Origin of the sequence: Brevibacillus sp. NPDC058079 (assembly GCF_042885155.1) — a bacterium.
Lineage (GTDB): Bacteria > Bacillota > Bacilli > Brevibacillales > Brevibacillaceae > Brevibacillus.
Map to the genome: position 1 here is coordinate 76,897 of NZ_JBHVSO010000003.1, position 17,126 is coordinate 94,022.

The window sequence follows — 17,126 nt, forward strand, 5'->3', positions numbered from 1 at the left end:
TCTATCTCTGATGGATTTCTACCTGTACGCCATTTTCGTCCGGTTGCAAGATCATCACGCGGTACGAGATGTCGTGCCCTTTCATCACTCTGTCCACAAATGCACGCAGCTTCTCTAATTCTTCATCCGAAGAGAAAAAGCAGAGGATCGTCGGTCCAGCGCCGCTTAAAGCAGCCCCCAGTGCCCCGTGTTCAGTTGCTTTGTCCAGGATTTCGTTCAAGCCAGGTACAAGCTTTGCTCGATACGGCTGATGCAACCGATCCGACATTGCCCGCCCCATCAGGTCGAGTCTGCCTTGTGCCAGTGCAGCAACTAGCAAACTACTATGACCCACATTATATACAACATCCTCTCTGCTGTACACCTGTGGCAAGACGTTCCGCGCTTTTTCTGTCGAGAGCATAAATTCTGGGATCACGACGAGAGTTTGCAATCCCGCAGGGGCAGAAAACCGCACATAAGGAATGGGATCTCCTGGTACTTCGGGCATCGTCGCAACAATGATACCGCCAAACATCGAAGCTCCCGCATTATCCGGATGCCCTTCCAGGCGTGTTGCCTTTTCAAACAATTGCTCACGAGTAAATGGTTCGCCAGCGAGATGGTTGGCCGCTACAAGTGCACCTACAATCGCAGCTGCACTGCTCCCCAAGCCCCTCGTCAGGGGAGCGTCACTGGAAGCACGGATCGCGAGCTCAGGAATGGCGAGACCTGCTTCTTGAAACAATCTCGCCGCAACCTTGTACAGAAGATTGTTTTTGTCCGTCGGTGTTCCTTGTAGCTCCTTGCCCATCATCTCTACTGTCGTATGATCACTGATTTCCATTTCTACGACAGAATACAACTGGAAAGCCATTCCCAGCGCATCGAATCCCGGTCCCATATTCGCTGTCGTTGCCGGTATGGTTACTTTTACACGTCGCCCGTTCATGATACAAATTCTCTCCCACTTTGACGAACCAGCTCCATCACAGCTTCATGTGTCGCTGGAACAGAGCGCGGCTCTTCACCTACCAGCTTCAAAGCGATATTTGGATCTTTTAGTCCGTTTCCAGTCAGCACGCAAACGATCTGACTGCCGGGTTGAAGCCTTCCAGCCTCATGCAGCTTGATAATGCCAGCCAGCGATGCTGCCGAGGCAGGCTCACAAAACACCCCTTCACTCTTCGCCAGCAAATGATACGCATGCAAAATTTCTTCGTCCGTTACACTATCGACGAGACCGCTTGATTTCGAAATGCCATTCAAAGCACCATCCTTGCTCGCCGGGTTTCCAATGCGAATAGCAGTCGCAATCGTTTCAGGGTTGGCTACTGGTTCGCCATGAACCAATGGAGCTGCTCCCGCTGCCTGGAATCCATACATCTTAGGTAAGCGACTCGATTTTTTGGCTGCGAAATATTCCTCGAAGCCCTTCCAATATGCTGTAATGTTACCTGCGTTGCCAACTGGAATGGCCAAAATGTCAGGGGCGTCTGTCAGCGCATCGCACACTTCAAATGCCGCAGTCTTTTGTCCTTCGATCCGGTAAGGGTTCACGGAATTCACCAGTGTAATCGGCTCTTTCGCTGTGATTTCACGAACGATATCCAACGCTTCATCAAAATTACCGTCAATCGCGATGACTTCTGCACCATAGGCGATAGCCTGTGCCAGCTTGCCCAACGCGATATTGCCGTTCGGGATCAGGACGATACAACGCAATCCTGAGCGTGCTGCATACGCCGCAGCTGCTGCTGATGTATTCCCCGTCGAAGCGCACATGATTGTGTTGCTTCCCTCTTCTACCGCTTTGGCTACAGCCATGACCATCCCTCTATCTTTGAAAGAACCGGTCGGATTGAGCCCCTCATACTTGACATATAGCTCCACTCCCAATTGTTGGGAGAGGTTCGGGGCGTGGATCAGGGGAGTGTTTCCTTCATGCAAGCTGACCAGCGGAGTTTTTTCTGTGATCGGGAGAAATTCCCGGTAACGTGCCAGGATGCCAGACTGTCGATCAGAAGCCATTATTTGTCTCCCCCTTCTACACGATAGCAGCTCTGCACAGTTGATACGATATCCATCTGCTCCATGTAAGCCAGTACCGCATCCATATCACTTTTTGAGGACAGGTGTGTAACCATGATAATCTCCGCTTCACGTCCGTTGTTAAACGGTTGCTGGATGACCTGCTCAAGGGAAATATTTTTGTCTGCCAACATCTGCGTAATTTGAGCAAGTACACCGCGTTTATCGGCAACTACGATACGCAGGAAGTATTTCGAGAATTTTTCGCTGTCTTCTTTCAATACTTTTTCTTTGTATGGAGCAACCATTCCGCGTCCATTCACTCCTAGCTTTCTGTTTTTGACGACAGTGACCAGGTCAGACACAACGGCGGTAGCAGTCGGCAATTCACCTGCGCCCGGCCCGTAAAACATGGTCTCCCCTACTGCTTCCCCATGTACGTACACGGCATTAAAGACGCCATTTACGGAAGCGAGTGGATGGGATTTCGGAACCAGAGTTGGCTGCACACTTACCTCAATCGCCTCTTCGTCACGACGAGCAAGTCCGAGCAGCTTGATTTCATAGCCCAGTTGTTTGCCATAGGCGATATCTTCCTTGCTCACGGAACTGATCCCTTTTACGTCTACATCTTCTAGCTTCATCGGCACACGGAAGCCCAACGTTGCCAGAATCGCCATTTTGCGGGCGGCATCAAAGCCCTCTACATCGGAGGTTGGGTCCTGCTCCGCATAGCCCAGTGCTTGCGCTTCTTTCAATACCTCGCTATATTCTGCACCCTCTTGACTCATTTTGGTCATAATGTAATTGGTCGTCCCGTTGACAATCCCCATCATTTTCGCGATACGGTCTGAGGAGAACCCTTCTACTAATGCGCGCAAGATCGGTATTCCACCTGCCACGCTTGCCTCGTAGAAAACGTCACAGCCCTTTTCTTGCGCCTTCGCTAAAATTTCGGCCCCGTGCAACGCCATCAGATCTTTGTTGGCTGTTACTACGTGCTTGCCTCGTTCGAGGGCACCCAAAATGTATTCCTTTGCAGGGTGAATTCCACCAATTACTTCTACGATGACTTCAATTTCTGGATCATCCAAAAGACTAGCAGGGTCAGTGGTCAGCGCGCCCTCCATGGATATAATGTTGCGAGATTTTTCCGCATCCTTAACAAGAATACGGGAAATCTCAATACTGAGGCCTGTTTGCTTTTGCAAATCCTCCTGATGCGCTTGAATAATGCGTACTACACCAGTCCCGACTGTACCAAAACCCATTAATCCCAATTTAATGTTCTTCTTCTCCATGTCTCTCTCCCCTGCCTTTTCTTTGATTGTTTTTTAGCTTAGCCTCTACCGACGATCATCGCTTTGCGAACGCCCGGAATCAGCTGCAAGCTATCCAAAAACTCCGTGCTAGATACGCGAAGATTAGCCATATCGACTGACATGGATATGGTAGCAATCCCTTGAAGTGGTATCGTCTGATTGATGGTCAATACGTTTCCACCTTGATCTGCTACATATGTGAGCACTTTGGACAAGTAACCTGACATGTGATCCAAAGAGAAAGTAAACGTCATGATTTTTTCGCTCATCATCGCATTGAACGGAAAAACGCCATCCTTGTACTTATAAAAAGCACTGCGGCTCAGTCCTACCCGTTCAACCGCTTCATTCACGGTATCCACTTCGCCGGATTCCAGCATCTTCTTGGCTTCAATCGTTTTGGCAATCGATTCTGGCAGGATGTCAGATCGAATCAAGTAGAATTTTTCTTCCTTTTTCATGCGTTGTGTCCTCCTGAGAAAAACAGTTGTTTCTTCATAGAGGACATTATAACGGAAAGCATGTAATGTGACAATCCTTATCCGTCACTTTTTTTCATCGGATCATATTTGGTTTACTTTGATTACATGAGGGGGAGCTTCTTCGCGCACAATAATGCGTATCGTATGGAGGAGGTGAAAGGCAAATGGCCGGACGTGGAAAGTCAGATAAATCGGAGCGCCGTAACAATCACCCAGCGGGTAAGCCAAGCAGTCTCGAACAGTTTGGCAATGACATGCGGGGCAAAAAGATGGCTCAATCCCCAAACGTGATTGAAGATCCGAGCGGAAACGGATAAACAAGCACAAAAAACCCGGGACCTCATGATCCCGGGTTTTCCTGATTCGATTAGTATGCCAAAGAGGACAGACCGTTAATATGAGTCAAGTAGCGAACGTTACTCGCTTCTTTCATCAAAGTTGCTGGCAAGCCTTTCAGCTTCAGCTGGCTCGCACCGATTGTTCCGATCGCGTCTTTACGGCCCAGGCTACCCAATGTACCGGAGAATACCGGTTTGAAGGTATCCATTTTGGTGCCGTTGAAGTGTGCGAAGAGATTGTGTCCCACTACTTCACCCATTTGCCATGCCAGTTGCGCAGTTGGAGGGAATGGACGACCTTCTGGCCCCATTACGACCGCACTGTCACCTGCGAGGAATACATCAGGGTGAGAAGTGGATTGCAGGAATTCTGTAACAGTTGCACGCCCGCGGTTTACTTCCACGCCGCACTCAGCTACTACGCGATTTCCTTGTACGCCACCTGTCCATACCATTGTTTTGGTTTCAATGGTAGCGCCATCTTTCAGGCAAACCGTGGTTTCTTTCATTTCCGTTACAGGTACGCCTGTCAGGAACTGAACGCCGCGTTTTTCCAAGCTCGTTTTCGCACGCTCAACCAGGTCAGGAGCAAAACCAGCCAAAATGGATGGACCTGCTTCTACGCAGTAGATGGATACGTCTGCAAAGTCTACGCCGTGTTTGTGGCACAGATTTGGCAACATATCAGCGAATTCCCCAACCAGCTCGATACCTGTCAGACCGCCACCACCTACAACGAAGGTAGCATCTGCTTTATTTTTGCTCGTCTTGTATTCAATCACACGCTCTTCGAGGTGTGCACGCAGACGGTTTGCTTCTTCTACAGACTTCAGTGTGAAGCTGTACTCTTGCAGACCTGGGATTCCAAAGAATGCGGTTTCACTACCCAGCGCAATTACCAAAGCATCGTATTTGATGGACTCGCCGCTCGCCAATGTTACGCGTTGGGAATCGAGACCAATATTTTCTACCGAGTCTACTACAAGGTTAATCTCTTTGCCACGCAGCAATCTTTCCAGAGGGAGCGCCACGTTTTGTTCAGACAGGTTTCCTACTGCCAAGCGGTGCAGTTCCGTAATAATTTGGTGAGTAGGAAAACGGTTTACCACCGTGATCGACGCTTCTTCAGCCGTCATGTATTTACGTGCAGTCAATGCGCTGAGCAAACCGCCATAACCGCCGCCTAGAATCAGAATATGCTTCGCCATGCCCAATCCTCCGTCCATGTCTTACAATCAATAATAAAAAATACTAGCGTTTTTGTTGTTGACGTTCTGCTGATACTTCCAGGAATGCTTGTGCGAAACGCAATGTTTTTTGTACTTGCGGATCCTTGAGCATTTTGAGAATACCGAACAATCCGATAGTAGACTCTTCTACATGAACACGGTCATTGGCTTCAATGGCTGCTTGCGCAATACCTTTCGCTTTGTCAGAGATCGGTTTTACGAACTCTTCCATTCCGCCTTTGATGTCGTCGATCAACACATGATCATTTGCTACTGTTTGTACCAAATCATAGGTTTTGGTCAAAAGAGTTGTTAGTTCTGCCAATTTAGGCAGGTTCGCCACCAATACGTTCAGTGACTCTTGAATTTCTGGTTTCATCAACTGATCGAGTACATCTTGTTGCTGCGCTGGTGCCAGAGTTGCAGTGCTTGCTACTTCAGCAGCAGCTTGAGCTTGTTGCGTAGTTGTTTGAGACATAAAAAAAACGTCCTCCTTTGCTTTGGAATAGAGGCCTTTCATTCTCGATGCCTGTTCATACGAGTAACGGCCGCTATTCTCCCTGAAAATCCGGTAAAAAATCGTTTGTACCATTTTTCACAAAATAAAGCAGACAACGGATTCGAATAATCAAAAGTGAATGATTTCACATGTATTTATTCAGGAAAGCGTACACAACAAATCATGAAGTGAACAGGCTCGATTTAGAACTCTATGTACCCTACTATATACCTTCTTCACAGGAACATCAAAGGAAAAAAACCGCTTCCTTAGGAAGAAGCGGTAGTTGAGAGCTTTTTATAGTAATCTTTGATGAGTTCATGGTGCTTTTCATTGATATCCGTAAAGATTAATTCAATGATCGATTGCTTGTCTTGGAACGTTTTTTCCACGATTTTCGCCATCATGACGATCTCCTGCGCTTGCTTCGGTATCTTGAAAGACAAGTGGAGAAAATCGCCCTTCGACACATAACCGTCTGTACCCAATACAAGACGGGTAGGAGAGAATTTCAGCAACACTGCCTCGCCTTTTTCTTCGATCGGTCTAGCTCCCATCACCTTGTAAGGGACAGAAATACCGAGATCTGGAGAGATGGGATCCTGCTTGCGCTTTTGTGTAATTTCTACCCCTACACTAATCGGAATCATCCCTAAAAGCTTGATCGGCCAAACCGTTTGCTCCGAAACTACTTCCAAATCAATCGTATTCACTGCCGCATCCGTCTCCCAACGAATGCGTACAGTTGATCCGAGAAGCTCTGCTTTCGTTTCAGGCTTCACCTCATAGGAAACTACGAGATAATTGCCCTTTGCATGTTCAACCAAAACTTGGACAGGTGTCTTCACCTGCTTGGAGATGATTAGCGGCAGCGTCGCACCGCGTTGGAGTCGTTTATCCCCCATAAATGGGTTCAGTGATGGGATATCAATCATGGTTTTTGTCACTCCACAAAGTCAAACTCTAATTTGCCGATCCGAACGGTATCCCCGTCTTTTGCTCCTTGCTTACGCAGGGCCTCATCTACACCCATGCTGCGCATTTGTCTTGCAAAACGTTGGGCTGCATCATAACTGGTGAGGTTGGTCATGCGTACGAGCTTCTCGATTTTTTCGCCGCTAACAACAAATACATCGTTATCACGCGTAATCTCGAATTCGTCTGGTTCTTTTTCTGCACGGAAGACGACACGCTCTTCCACTTCCACAACTTCTTCAACAGTAGGCTTGTCCGGAATGGTCGCCAACATATCCCCGATTGCATACATCAATTCCTGTACGCCTTTGCGGGTTGCAGCAGAGATCTCGTACACCTTTACATCTGGAGCCTTTTCCTTGAAAGTACGCAGGTTTTCCGCTGCTTCTGGCAGTTCCATTTTGTTCGCGACTACAATTTGCGGACGATCTTCGAGCTTCAGGTTATACATAGTCAGCTCGCGGTTGATCTGCAAATAATCCTCGTATGGATCGCGTCCATCTACCGCTGCCATGTCAATCACATGGACGATCAAGCGCGTACGCTCTACGTGACGCAGGAATTGGTGACCAAGACCCACACCTTCATGCGCGCCTTCAATCAATCCTGGCAAGTCAGCCATTACGAAGCTCTGCTCGCCCAAGTCTACAACACCCAGATTCGGTGTCAGCGTCGTAAAGTGGTACGCCGCAATTTTTGGCTTCGCCGCTGTTACACTGGACAGCAACGTGGATTTTCCAACACTCGGATAACCAACCAAGCCCACATCTGCAATCAGCTTGAGCTCCATGACAATGTAACGCTCTTGACCTGGCTCTCCGTTCTCCGAGATGTGTGGGGCTGGATTCGAAGAGTTGGCAAAACGAATATTGCCTCGTCCACCACGTCCACCTTTTGCGATCACAGCACGTTGGCCCTGCTCTACGAGATCGACAATCACTTCTTTGGTATCATCATCAATGACAGTTGTTCCCGGTGGCACGCGCACGACCATATCTTCCGCGCCTGCTCCGTGCTGAGATTTGTTGCGGCCATGCTCTCCGCGAGGTGCTTTGAAATGTCGTTGATAGCGGAAATCTACCAGTGTACGCAGACCTTCATCCACGACAAACACGACATCTCCACCTAGACCGCCATCTCCACCTGCTGGACCACCCAGCGGTACGTACTTCTCCCGGCGAAAGGAGACAGCTCCGTTACCACCGTCCCCGCCTTTTACATATACTTTTACCTGATCGACAAACATGGTGTCACCTCTTTCATTCCGCGAATGGGACCACCAATTTCAGGACCCATTCTTCTTCCGTATGTATCCACTCGGTGACCTCCACCGTACTCTGTTCGCTTTTACGTATCAGCTTTTCCAATTCTTCCATTCCGGATGCACGAAGTACACCGGCCAGGTCAAAACGAAAATGAACGCCACGCTCATCCATCTGCAAGCTTACCTGCATGCTGGCTGGTTCGTACCCGCTTTGGTCTACTTGATCGTTCACTGTGCATAATATCTCTGACACCAACTGAAACAAGTCTTGCTCGTCCAAAACTATTCGCGTGAGATCCACATGATTGCACACGTCTACTTCTAAAAGCAAATCCTTGTTCAGTGCGTTAAATGTCAAGAAGAAGACGGACAACAAGGAGCTATTCAAACGGGCAACCATCGATTCCTGCATCGCCATCTGAGCGATGCGCTTCAAGTGTGCCTCTCCTTGTTCAGTACGGTTCAAATGCAAATAGCCGAGCAGAACCTGAACGTGGTTCAACCAGTCATGCCGCTGCCTGTTCAGAACGGTCAGCAACTGGTCTGTCTGATGCGTAAACAGCCTCCGCTCGTCCCCCATCACATTCACCCAAGTCGATAAGAATATCTTTCCCCTCTATTGTACCATAAAAAAGAGCCAGACAAAAAGAAAACCCAGCTATATCGCTGGGTTTTTCTTAACAAATATTTACGCTTCGGAAGCTACTGGCTCGATCACAACTTGTTTGCGATCACGGCCCAGACGCTTGAAACGAACAACACCATCTGCAGTTGCAAACAGAGTGTCGTCTCCGCCTTTCATTACGTTCGCACCTGGGTAAATCTTTGTTCCGCGTTGACGAACGAGAATGTTACCAGCAGTAACGAATTGCCCGTCGCCACGTTTCACGCCCAGACGTTTGGAAATGGAATCGCGACCGTTCTTTGTGGAACCTACCCCTTTTTTCGATGCGAAAAACTGAAGGTCCAAGTTAAACAGCATGTTCATATCAGACACCTCCCTGCCATTTACGATCATTTACTTTTACGTATTTACCGTAATTCGCCTCAACTGACAAAAGAGCAATTACCATGCTCTCTGCCAAAAGCTGTTGTTTCTCGCGTGTAGCCTCATCATCCGAAGAAGAAAGACTCCACTTCAAGAACCCACCGCCTTCTTGTGCGACAGCGACATCAGGACTGATGCCGGTCAAAGGTTGAATGGCGTTTAATATACCAAAGCTGATGCCTGATACAGCAGAACAAACGATGTCTGCCCCATAGGCACCCGCATTGGCATGTCCGGAAATACTAATTTCATGGATACCGTGCTGCGCACGGCTCACGATCACTTCAATCATAACAAGTCACCAATTAAGCGTTGATCTTTTCGATCACAACTTTAGTGAATGGTTGACGGTGACCTTGTTTGCGACGGTAGTTTTTCTTGGCTTTGTATTTGTACACGATAATTTTTTTCGCTTTACCGTGTTTTTCTACTTTACCAGTTACCGTAACACCAGCTACTGTAGGAGCTCCTGCAGTAACTTTGCCGTCTTTGCTTACGAGAAGAACCTTGTCAAAAGTAACTACTTCACCTTCAACGTCAGCCAATTTCTCGATGAAGAGAACTGCTCCCTCTTCAACCTTGTATTGCTTTCCACCGGTTTCAATAATTGCGTACACTGTGTGCACCTCCTATACTCAGACTCGCCTTTACAGGTGCGTCGACGAGCGACGGCTTATGTACCTGATTCGTGCGGTTACAGTATGCACGAGGCATATCTGTATGACAACCATTAGGTTATCATAGCTACAATAGCCCAGTCAAGTTATTTCGATCGTAGACGCTCCGCCTCTGCCCGATTTCCGACGTATCCAATTCGAAACTCTTCCGGGTTCAAAGAAGGGACAAGCCGCTTATAGACATGGACAGGCCATGTAATTGCTTCTGCTTTTTCCCACTCCTCTATCATGTCCAACAATCTTGGCGGCATGTCCACGAGAACAGCCTCCGCATCTTGGCTCTTTGCCAATGCGGTGACTTCGGCGTACAAGCGCCGGAACAGCTCGTCTACTCGCCAAACTCTCCCTCGGCCCTTGCATGCCTCACACGGCTCCGTCAGCCGCTCCGACAGGCTCACACGCACTCTTTTTCGCGTCATCTCGACTAATCCAAGCGACGTCATCCCGAGAACAGTCGAAGGCACAGGGTCCTTCGCCAGCTCTTGTTTCAATCGTGAGATCACTCGCTCCTTATTGGTCTGCTCTTTCATGTCAATGAAATCAATGATCACGATGCCACCGATGTCTCGCAACCGCAGCTGCCAGGCAATTTCAGTTACCGCCTCCAGATTGGTCGCCGTCACTGCCTGCTCCCGCTGTTGCCCTCCCCCACCTGTAAATGAACCGGTATTTACATCGATGACTGTCATCGCTTCTGTCCTGTCGATGACCAAGGACCCTCCACTCTTAAGCGGCACTTGTCGTTCACGAGCACGAATCAGCTCCGCCTCGACACCCAAGAAGTCAAAGAGCGGCTGTTTGCCCTGATACCAGCGAAGCTTCTCTTGTACTTCCGGAGCAAAAGCTGCCAACGCCGCTTTTACCTGCTGATGGGTCGCTGCACCTTCTACCAACAGCTCATCCATACCGTTTGCCAAGCCATCTCGAAGCGCCATCTCAATCAACTCTGCATCCTGAAAAATCCGCCCGGTCGAGCGTAGTCCCTCCGCTGTTCGCAGCATGTCCTGCCAGCGATTGCGCAAATAGACCAGTTCGCTAATGAGTGTCTGCTCTTCTGCTTCCGCCGCTTCCGTGCGTAGAATACAGCCTTCTCCTTGCGTTACTGTCGAATAGATCACCTGTTGCAGTCGTTTTCGTTTGGTATCATCGGTTATTTTACGCGAAAGCGATATGCTTTCTTCAGTCGGAAGGTACACCAAGTAACGCCCCTGCAAGCTGATCCGCATCGTGATTTTTGGCGCCTTCATTTCCATCGCCTCTTTACTCACTTGAACCAATACCTTTTGCCCTACGTGAACACGTTCCGCAATACTTGGTTTCGCTGCTCCACCCGGCTCCACACCGACCGTGTCATCTACATACAAATAAGCATTTTGGCCTGTACCAATATCAACAAAGGCGGATTGGATACCAGGCTTCACATCCGCGATCCGTCCTTGATAAATGTCACCAACGCTTGCGTGTGCTCCCACATCCTGTGTACGCCATTCCTGCAATTTCCCGTTTTCCATGAATGCGATGCGGATGCTTCCACCTTGTGCACTGATCGCTACTTGTTTCACTGCCTTCACTCCTTATTCCCCGTGCAAACATTGCCCAAAAGAAGGATAACTGGGCTCATAGGAAGTAATCTAACATAGCTGCCAAGCTAAGGTAAAGGAGAGAATCCATGATTCATGCTGGTGATTTAAAAATAAGAGCCTTATCCCCCAATGATGCCACTCACTTAGTCAAATGGCTTTCTGACGAGCGCGTTTTGGCCTATTATGAAGGTCGCGATCGGCCACATGACGAGAAGCTCGTACAGCAAAGCTTTTTTCCGGAAGACGACGACGGTGAAACTCGCTGCCTGATCTTGTACGCGGACGAACCGATTGGCTATGCGCAATTTTATCCACTCGATGCCCCGGAAAAACAATTGTACGGGTATGCAAAAGACGACGTTGTCTACGGCATGGACCAGTTCATTGGAGAGCCTGTTTACTGGAATCGCGGTATTGGCACTCAGCTCGTTACAGCCATCCTCCATTATCTCCACACGGAAAAACGAGTACAAAAAGTAGCGATTGACCCACAAGCCTGGAATGAACGAGCCCTGTGTTGCTACGAAAAATGTGGCTTTCGAAAAGTAAAAGAGCTTCCTCTGCACGAATGGCACGAAGGAAGCATGCGGGATTGCTGGTTGATGGAATGGATCGCTCCTGCAGATTAAGGGCTAATGACTAAAGGAGCTTGCCCACTGCGGCGTTGTGCTTTTGCTCGAACAGAAGGGCATACAATAGCTGTTCCTCTGCCAAGAGACCCGCGCCTTGCACGTAGAAAAGATGGGAGCATCCCCGCCGCAGCTTGTGTGAGACAGCCAGTACTGTTTCCTCAGGATGCACCCGTATCGCTTGAACGGCAGCCTCTTCTTGCTGCCGCTCGTATTTCTCCACAAGAAAGCGAAAAAATTGATAAGGAAACCGCAAAAATGCCTGAATGTTCAACGTCAATAAATAAATCCCGATCACTGCTAAGTTGTACTTCAACTCCAAGCTGGACATCCCCACCATGATCCCCGCAAACAGCGTACTCCCCGTCATCGAAATCATCGTCGCCTGCCTATACGACATAAACCAGCATAGAACAGCCAACAAGATTCTCCCGCCATCCAACGGCCAGATTGGCAACAAGTTGAAAAGCGCAATCGTCAAATTACTTACCAAGAAAAAGCGGGCCCACTCTTCCGTCCATATCCCCATAAACCAAAACAAGTACGAAGCAGCCATCATCACCATATTTAAGAAGGGCCCAGCGAGTGCCACGACAATCTCATCCATTGGGTCCGTGGCGTATGAGTCTTCCATCGTCGCTACTCCACCAAAAGGCAGAAGCTGCACTTCTTTTACGGTCCATCCGAGCTCACGCGCCATCGCTACATGCCCCAATTCATGGATCAGCACAATGACAAACAGGGTAATGACCTCCAAAAAATGGCCTGTCACCACGGACAAGCCGATCACTGCCCAAAATAGCAGGTGAATACGAAACCGAATGTCGAGCCAGCCTCCCCTATTCAAACGGTATCACTTCCAAGGGATTAACAAATTGCTCATTCACTTTCGCCCCTACATACAAATGACGTGATGTCTGGTCCATTACCCGTGCGGTTCCAATGACTTGACCAGGTGTCAAGACCTCATCCTTCGTCACCCCTATACTATCGAGATTGCCCAACCATATCTCCCGCCCTTTGGTTAGACGAACAATCACTGTGGTCCCATAATCAGGCTTTTCACCGACAAACGCGACCCAGCCAGCTTCTCCGATCGTAATTTGATCGTTCATTCCCGTATTCAGGATCACATTTGCACTCTCTTGATCATAGGATTTTACGACTTTCCAGCTACTCGGGAGCTTCCACACAGCACCTGCGTTCTTTGTTGTGCTCGTTGCTGGCACGGCAGGGGGATTAGTAGGTATCGAGGGAAGCATCGTCGGAATCGGACCAAATCTTGCTTCATACCAGTCCGCTACCCCTGAAAAATTAAAGTCCCGTGTCATGACTTCCCTCGCAGAGCTTTTCCAAGAGGCTGGGATCAGAGTAGTTTGAAACAAAACATAAGCAGCACCAATCAATAAGACAGATGCTAAAATTTGCACGCCCCACTTTTCATGGGACGGTGGCTGGTCCATCACATCATTCTCGCGCGGCGAGTAACTGAATGGGTTCGGAGTTTCTTCGATGGGATCTTTCCAATCATCAACGTAGGGAGTATAGCTGTCTCGTGACTGTGTTCGGATTCGTTCTAAACGCTCCCTCCGTCTTTCTTTTACACGATCTACTCTTTCAAACATGTCCATCCCTCCGCAGGCCAAGCCTTTAGTATCATCCTATGACTTGTCTACCTGCTTTATGACGACCGTTGTCCCTCTCCAACTACCCAGCTTGTCGGTTGGAAACACGCAAAAAAGACAGTCTCCCCATTGAGAGACTGCCTTTGAATCTGTCAATTTTACAATTTAGATACGCTAGCAGCTTGTGGTCCACGGCTACCTTGAACGATTTCGAACTCAACCTTTTGACCTTCGTCAAGAGATTTGAAACCATCTGACTGGATTGCGCTGTAGTGTACGAATACGTCGTCGCCACCCTCAACTTGGATGAAGCCGTATCCTTTTTCTGCGTTAAACCATTTTACGATACCTTGTTGCATGAAACAAAACCTCCCTGAACATTACGCCCCACGAGGCGAAAGAGTGTAGCGTTAACCTCTTTTTTACAGATAAGCCTTTTGCGTCAAGGAAAAAAAGTCATAAGAATTGCGATTGACAATTGGTGACGTCACTCACAATACGTACGACTCCATACCAATCAATCAAACACTATAACTTGTAAAAATGGTTAACTTAGGATGATTTTAGCATAAGTATTTGCATTTGTCACGCATTTCGTGAATGTTCAAAAAGTCTTCTATTCATCACCGAGACAGCGGCGAGAACCAGAAGACTTTTTGAAAAACCTCATTTAGTCAAAACGCAACTTGTCCTTACGCATCCCAATATTGAGCACCACACCAACGATCAGAAAGTTGGTTAGGAGCGAACTCCCTCCGTAGCTAATGAACGGAAGTGGAATACCCGTAATCGGCATCAACTGAATCGTCATCCCAATGTTCTCGAAGATCTGGAAGGTAAGCATCCCTACGACACCCGCGACAACATAGGAGCCGAACGGATCTTTAGCCTCCATCGCAATGCGGATCATTCGGTAAATCAAGACGAAAAACAGAATCATCAGCAAGCCCGCTCCGACAAAGCCCAGCTTCTCAGCAATGACGGTAAAGATAAAATCACTTTCTCCTACCGGTACCCATCCAAAGCTCGCTTGCGTCGGCGTATCAATCCCTTTTCCAAACAATTGCCCTGAGCCGATGGCAATCAATGCTTGCTTGAGTTGGAACCCTCGTCCCATCGGTTCAAGATCTGGGTCCATCCAAAAGAGGATTCGATCCCACTGATACGGCTTGATAATCTTGAAAAAGATATCCTGCTTGTATTCATGCAGCAGCGTCATGGCGGCAAAGAAGCTGCCGACCAATCCTCCCATGTACAACACATGCTTCATCCGTATGCCACCCACGATTAGCATTGTGGCAAGCATCCCCGTAAAAACCATGGCCGTACCCAAATCGGGCTGAATCAAAATCAAAAGCAATGGTACACCAACCAAGGCCATGACGGGAATCAGCTTATAAAAATAGTAAAACCGATCCGCATCGCTTGCCCTCTTGGACAAGAAGCGGGCCACCGTTATGATCGTGAACAGCTTCATCGGTTCAGATGGCTGAACCAAGACAGGACCAAGGTCATACCAGCTCGTCGTATTGTTAATCGGCTTCGTTTGAAATACCCCGATCAAAAGAATCAGACCGAGTGCATATAAGACATAGGCCATGTTGTGGAATAGGCGATAGTCAAATAACAATGTCACACCTAGCACAATAAAGCCGATGACATACCAAAGGACCTGCTGATGCGCCTTATCTACACCTGCCGCAGAGCCGGAAATCCCGAGATAGCTAAAGATACCCAGCCCTGCCAAAATCAAAATGATGGTCCAGTCAATTGTTTTTAAATGACGTTTTTCCAGGTCCATCCGTTTCCTCCTAGAAAACGTGACTCCCCTCTATAGAAAGAAGGGAGCCAAGTATTACCTATTTTAATCCAAAGAATTTACGCATTTTATGGAGCACGCCCGCTTTTTCTTCCAATGGTTGTAATGGAACAGCTTCACCCAAAAGGCGACGAGCCACGTTCCGATACGCGATGGAAGCACGCGATTCGTGATTCATCACAGCCGGCTCACCTTGGTTCGCGGATTTAATGATATGATCATCATCCGGCACTACGCCAATTAAGTCAATGGCTAACAAATCCAAAATGTCTTCTACATCCAGCATGTCGCCATTTTTCACCATATGGGAGCGAACGCGATTGATGACCAGCTTAGGCATTCCGATTTTTTCTCGCTCTAATAGGCCAATAATCCTATCAGCATCACGCACAGCGGCCTTTTCAGGTGTAGTCACGACGATTGCTTGATCAGCCCCTGCCACTGCATTGCGGAAGCCTTGCTCAATACCCGCTGGGCAATCGATGATGACATAATCATATTCCCGCTTCAGTTGCGTAATGATTTCCTCCATCTGCTCAGGAGTTACTGCTGATTTGTCCTTAGTCTGAGCAGCCGGGAGCAATGCCAGATTGTCAAACCGCTTGTCTTTGATCAGAGCTTGCGGCAGTCGGCATGCGCCTTCTGCAACGTCTACCAGATCATAAATAATTCGGTTCTCAAGTCCCATGACTACATCCAGATTGCGCAAGCCAATATCGGTATCTACCATGACCACTTTTTGTCCCAACAATGCGAGCGCCGTTCCCAAATTGGCGGAAGTGGTCGTCTTACCCACGCCGCCTTTACCGGAAGTTACGACAATTCCAATCCCCACGTCCGTTCCTCCTCTTTCCCTCAACCCTCACGCTTTTTCTCACCCAAATCAGGGCGGATTCGCGACAAGTAGTTCATTTTCGCTACCAGCATGATCTCATTTTCCAGGTAGGCAAATTCTGTGCCTCCGGAATTATTCGTCCATTCCTCACCCGGCTTGCTGATCACATCTGCAATCCGCAACTGGGTTGGACTCATGACTGCAGCCGCAATAATTACCTGTGAGTCACCGGAAATACCTGCGTGCGCGTACCCTCTGAGATGACCCAGCACGTAGATGCTTCCTGTACTGCGAACCGTCCCCCCGGGATTGACATCTCCCAATAAGAGCAAATCACCGTCAAACTCCAGTACTTGCCCAGAGCGTACCGTATTTACCTGTATGGAAAAATGGGTTTTCAGGCGTTCAGCCATAGCTTCTTCCCGCGTGATCAAATCAGATTCGATTGTATGGATCACCAGGTTGCCCTTAGTTCGAATAATTTGAGTCAACTGCTCTTGTTGCTCGGGTGAGCAGTATCGTTTTCCCAATTTTATAGATACCCGAATGAGTGGCCCCGACAAAATCTGTTGGTGGCTATGCTCTATTTTTTCACGCATATCGGCCAGCAGTTCGTCGAAGGAACAAGTATCATCCATAAAGAAGACGAGACCCTCTTTAGTCCCTTTGATCGTGACCTTGCTTTTCACAGTCGTCACCGGTTTCACCTCGACCGATACCATTCGCCATACAGAAAGATTTTTCCTGCTCTGCGTGAAAAAATTGCCGAATTGGGTCAGATTGTGGCATTA

Annotated in this window: 21 protein-coding genes and 1 other annotated feature; of the genes, 2 read left to right on the forward strand and 19 right to left on the reverse strand. The window is 48.4% G+C overall.

The features are described from left to right. Position 1: 1 nt before the first annotated feature. Genes thrB through ACFVS2_RS10650 form a run of 4 tightly spaced genes read right to left on the reverse strand, consistent with a single transcriptional unit; the run spans position 2 to position 3,793 of the window. Positions 2-931, reverse strand: a complete 930-nt coding sequence (thrB, locus tag ACFVS2_RS10635) for a homoserine kinase (RefSeq protein ID WP_390233610.1) — start codon at positions 929-931, stop codon at positions 2-4. Beyond that, entirely contained in the window at positions 928-2,010 is a 1,083-nt protein-coding gene (gene thrC, locus ACFVS2_RS10640) for a threonine synthase (protein ID WP_390233613.1), read from the reverse strand. The genes thrB and thrC overlap by 4 nt, the downstream gene beginning before the upstream one ends. Beyond that, positions 2,010-3,311 (reverse strand): homoserine dehydrogenase, encoded by a 1,302-nt coding sequence (locus ACFVS2_RS10645; protein ID WP_390233616.1) that lies wholly within the window; start codon positions 3,309-3,311, stop codon positions 2,010-2,012. The genes thrC and ACFVS2_RS10645 overlap by 1 nt, the downstream gene beginning before the upstream one ends. Positions 3,312-3,349: 38 nt before the next feature. Beyond that, entirely contained in the window at positions 3,350-3,793 is a 444-nt protein-coding gene (locus tag ACFVS2_RS10650; RefSeq protein ID WP_173618923.1) for an ACT domain-containing protein, read from the reverse strand. 185 nt (positions 3,794-3,978) lie between these two features. Between ACFVS2_RS10650 and ACFVS2_RS10655 the strand changes: the two genes are divergently transcribed. Beyond that, positions 3,979-4,131 (forward strand): hypothetical protein, encoded by a 153-nt coding sequence (locus ACFVS2_RS10655; RefSeq protein WP_007728640.1) that lies wholly within the window; start codon positions 3,979-3,981, stop codon positions 4,129-4,131. A 50-nt stretch (positions 4,132-4,181) separates the two neighbouring features. Here the strand turns inward: ACFVS2_RS10655 and ACFVS2_RS10660 are convergent, their stop codons facing one another. The 9 genes from ACFVS2_RS10660 to ACFVS2_RS10700 form a co-directional block, all read right to left on the reverse strand. Then, positions 4,182-5,360 (reverse strand): NAD(P)/FAD-dependent oxidoreductase, encoded by a 1,179-nt coding sequence (locus ACFVS2_RS10660; protein WP_173618924.1) that lies wholly within the window; start codon positions 5,358-5,360, stop codon positions 4,182-4,184. A gap of 43 nt (positions 5,361-5,403) precedes the next feature. After that, positions 5,404-5,859 (reverse strand): helical membrane plugin domain-containing protein, encoded by a 456-nt coding sequence (locus ACFVS2_RS10665; RefSeq protein ID WP_007728644.1) that lies wholly within the window; start codon positions 5,857-5,859, stop codon positions 5,404-5,406. 290 nt (positions 5,860-6,149) lie between these two features. Next, positions 6,150-6,815 (reverse strand): PilZ domain-containing protein, encoded by a 666-nt coding sequence (locus ACFVS2_RS10670; RefSeq protein ID WP_173618925.1) that lies wholly within the window; start codon positions 6,813-6,815, stop codon positions 6,150-6,152. Positions 6,816-6,823: 8 nt separating this feature from the next. After that, positions 6,824-8,101, reverse strand: a complete 1,278-nt coding sequence (gene obgE / locus ACFVS2_RS10675; RefSeq protein ID WP_390233621.1) for a GTPase ObgE — start codon at positions 8,099-8,101, stop codon at positions 6,824-6,826. A 13-nt stretch (positions 8,102-8,114) separates the two neighbouring features. Further along, positions 8,115-8,699 (reverse strand): Spo0B C-terminal domain-containing protein, encoded by a 585-nt coding sequence (locus ACFVS2_RS10680; protein WP_173618927.1) that lies wholly within the window; start codon positions 8,697-8,699, stop codon positions 8,115-8,117. A 108-nt stretch (positions 8,700-8,807) separates the two neighbouring features. After that, positions 8,808-9,101, reverse strand: coding sequence for a 50S ribosomal protein L27 (gene rpmA / locus ACFVS2_RS10685; protein WP_005832382.1), 294 nt, complete (start codon positions 9,099-9,101; stop codon positions 8,808-8,810). Positions 9,102-9,108: 7 nt separating this feature from the next. Beyond that, on the reverse strand, positions 9,109-9,459 hold the full coding sequence (locus tag ACFVS2_RS10690; protein ID WP_390233624.1) for a ribosomal-processing cysteine protease Prp: 351 nt from the start codon (positions 9,457-9,459) through the stop codon (positions 9,109-9,111). A 13-nt stretch (positions 9,460-9,472) separates the two neighbouring features. Next, complete coding sequence (gene rplU, locus ACFVS2_RS10695) at positions 9,473-9,784, reverse strand: 50S ribosomal protein L21 (RefSeq protein WP_007728661.1); 312 nt, start codon at positions 9,782-9,784, stop codon at positions 9,473-9,475. Positions 9,785-9,794: 10 nt separating this feature from the next. Next, positions 9,795-9,873, reverse strand: a sequence feature (ribosomal protein L21 leader region). Positions 9,874-9,930: 57 nt separating this feature from the next. Beyond that, entirely contained in the window at positions 9,931-11,406 is a 1,476-nt protein-coding gene (locus ACFVS2_RS10700) for an Rne/Rng family ribonuclease (RefSeq protein ID WP_173618928.1), read from the reverse strand. 107 nt (positions 11,407-11,513) lie between these two features. Here ACFVS2_RS10700 and aac(6')-35 point away from each other — a divergent pair, with 107 nt between their 5' ends. Beyond that, entirely contained in the window at positions 11,514-12,056 is a 543-nt protein-coding gene (aac(6')-35, locus tag ACFVS2_RS10705) for an aminoglycoside 6'-N-acetyltransferase AAC(6')-35 (RefSeq protein ID WP_173618929.1), read from the forward strand. Between the two features lie 10 nt (positions 12,057-12,066). On the opposite strand, the gene ACFVS2_RS10710 is transcribed toward aac(6')-35, so the two are convergent. From ACFVS2_RS10710 to minC, 6 genes are all read right to left on the reverse strand, one after another. Further along, positions 12,067-12,903, reverse strand: coding sequence for a M50 family metallopeptidase (locus tag ACFVS2_RS10710; protein ID WP_173618930.1), 837 nt, complete (start codon positions 12,901-12,903; stop codon positions 12,067-12,069). After that, positions 12,896-13,681, reverse strand: coding sequence for a peptidoglycan DD-metalloendopeptidase family protein (locus tag ACFVS2_RS10715; RefSeq protein WP_390233627.1), 786 nt, complete (start codon positions 13,679-13,681; stop codon positions 12,896-12,898). Before ACFVS2_RS10715 ends, ACFVS2_RS10710 begins: the two co-directional genes overlap by 8 nt. 158 nt (positions 13,682-13,839) lie before the next feature. After that, the gene (locus ACFVS2_RS10720) at positions 13,840-14,040 is read right to left on the reverse strand and encodes a cold-shock protein (protein ID WP_390233629.1); all 201 of its coding nucleotides are present in this window, start codon (positions 14,038-14,040) and stop codon (positions 13,840-13,842) included. Between the two features lie 311 nt (positions 14,041-14,351). Further along, positions 14,352-15,482 (reverse strand): rod shape-determining protein RodA, encoded by a 1,131-nt coding sequence (rodA, locus tag ACFVS2_RS10725; RefSeq protein WP_173618932.1) that lies wholly within the window; start codon positions 15,480-15,482, stop codon positions 14,352-14,354. 58 nt (positions 15,483-15,540) lie between these two features. Continuing rightward, on the reverse strand, positions 15,541-16,335 hold the full coding sequence (gene minD, locus ACFVS2_RS10730) for a septum site-determining protein MinD (protein ID WP_173618933.1): 795 nt from the start codon (positions 16,333-16,335) through the stop codon (positions 15,541-15,543). A gap of 20 nt (positions 16,336-16,355) precedes the next feature. After that, on the reverse strand, positions 16,356-17,033 hold the full coding sequence (gene minC, locus ACFVS2_RS10735; RefSeq protein ID WP_026042972.1) for a septum site-determining protein MinC: 678 nt from the start codon (positions 17,031-17,033) through the stop codon (positions 16,356-16,358). Positions 17,034-17,126: the final 93 nt, after the last annotated feature.

Coding starts and splice junctions, on each gene's coding strand:
- rodA (WP_173618932.1), bottom strand. CDS start 15,482: ATGGACCTGGAAAAACGTCATTTAAAAACAATTGACTGGACCATCATT.
- ACFVS2_RS10720 (WP_390233629.1), bottom strand. CDS start 14,040: ATGCAACAAGGTATCGTAAAATGGTTTAACGCAGAAAAAGGATACGGC.
- ACFVS2_RS10715 (WP_390233627.1), bottom strand. CDS start 13,681: ATGTTTGAAAGAGTAGATCGTGTAAAAGAAAGACGGAGGGAGCGTTTA.
- ACFVS2_RS10690 (WP_390233624.1), bottom strand. CDS start 9,459: ATGATTGAAGTGATCGTGAGCCGTGCGCAGCACGGTATCCATGAAATT.
- obgE (WP_390233621.1), bottom strand. CDS start 8,101: ATGTTTGTCGATCAGGTAAAAGTATATGTAAAAGGCGGGGACGGTGGT.
- thrB (WP_390233610.1), bottom strand. CDS start 931: ATGAACGGGCGACGTGTAAAAGTAACCATACCGGCAACGACAGCGAAT.
- rpmA (WP_005832382.1), bottom strand. CDS start 9,101: ATGCTGTTTAACTTGGACCTTCAGTTTTTCGCATCGAAAAAAGGGGTA.
- thrC (WP_390233613.1), bottom strand. CDS start 2,010: ATGGCTTCTGATCGACAGTCTGGCATCCTGGCACGTTACCGGGAATTT.
- ACFVS2_RS10670 (WP_173618925.1), bottom strand. CDS start 6,815: ATGATTGATATCCCATCACTGAACCCATTTATGGGGGATAAACGACTC.
- ACFVS2_RS10645 (WP_390233616.1), bottom strand. CDS start 3,311: ATGGAGAAGAAGAACATTAAATTGGGATTAATGGGTTTTGGTACAGTC.
- ACFVS2_RS10655 (WP_007728640.1), top strand. CDS start 3,979: ATGGCCGGACGTGGAAAGTCAGATAAATCGGAGCGCCGTAACAATCAC.
- ACFVS2_RS10680 (WP_173618927.1), bottom strand. CDS start 8,699: ATGGGGGACGAGCGGAGGCTGTTTACGCATCAGACAGACCAGTTGCTG.
- ACFVS2_RS10660 (WP_173618924.1), bottom strand. CDS start 5,360: ATGGCGAAGCATATTCTGATTCTAGGCGGCGGTTATGGCGGTTTGCTC.
- ACFVS2_RS10650 (WP_173618923.1), bottom strand. CDS start 3,793: ATGAAAAAGGAAGAAAAATTCTACTTGATTCGATCTGACATCCTGCCA.
- ACFVS2_RS10665 (WP_007728644.1), bottom strand. CDS start 5,859: ATGTCTCAAACAACTACGCAACAAGCTCAAGCTGCTGCTGAAGTAGCA.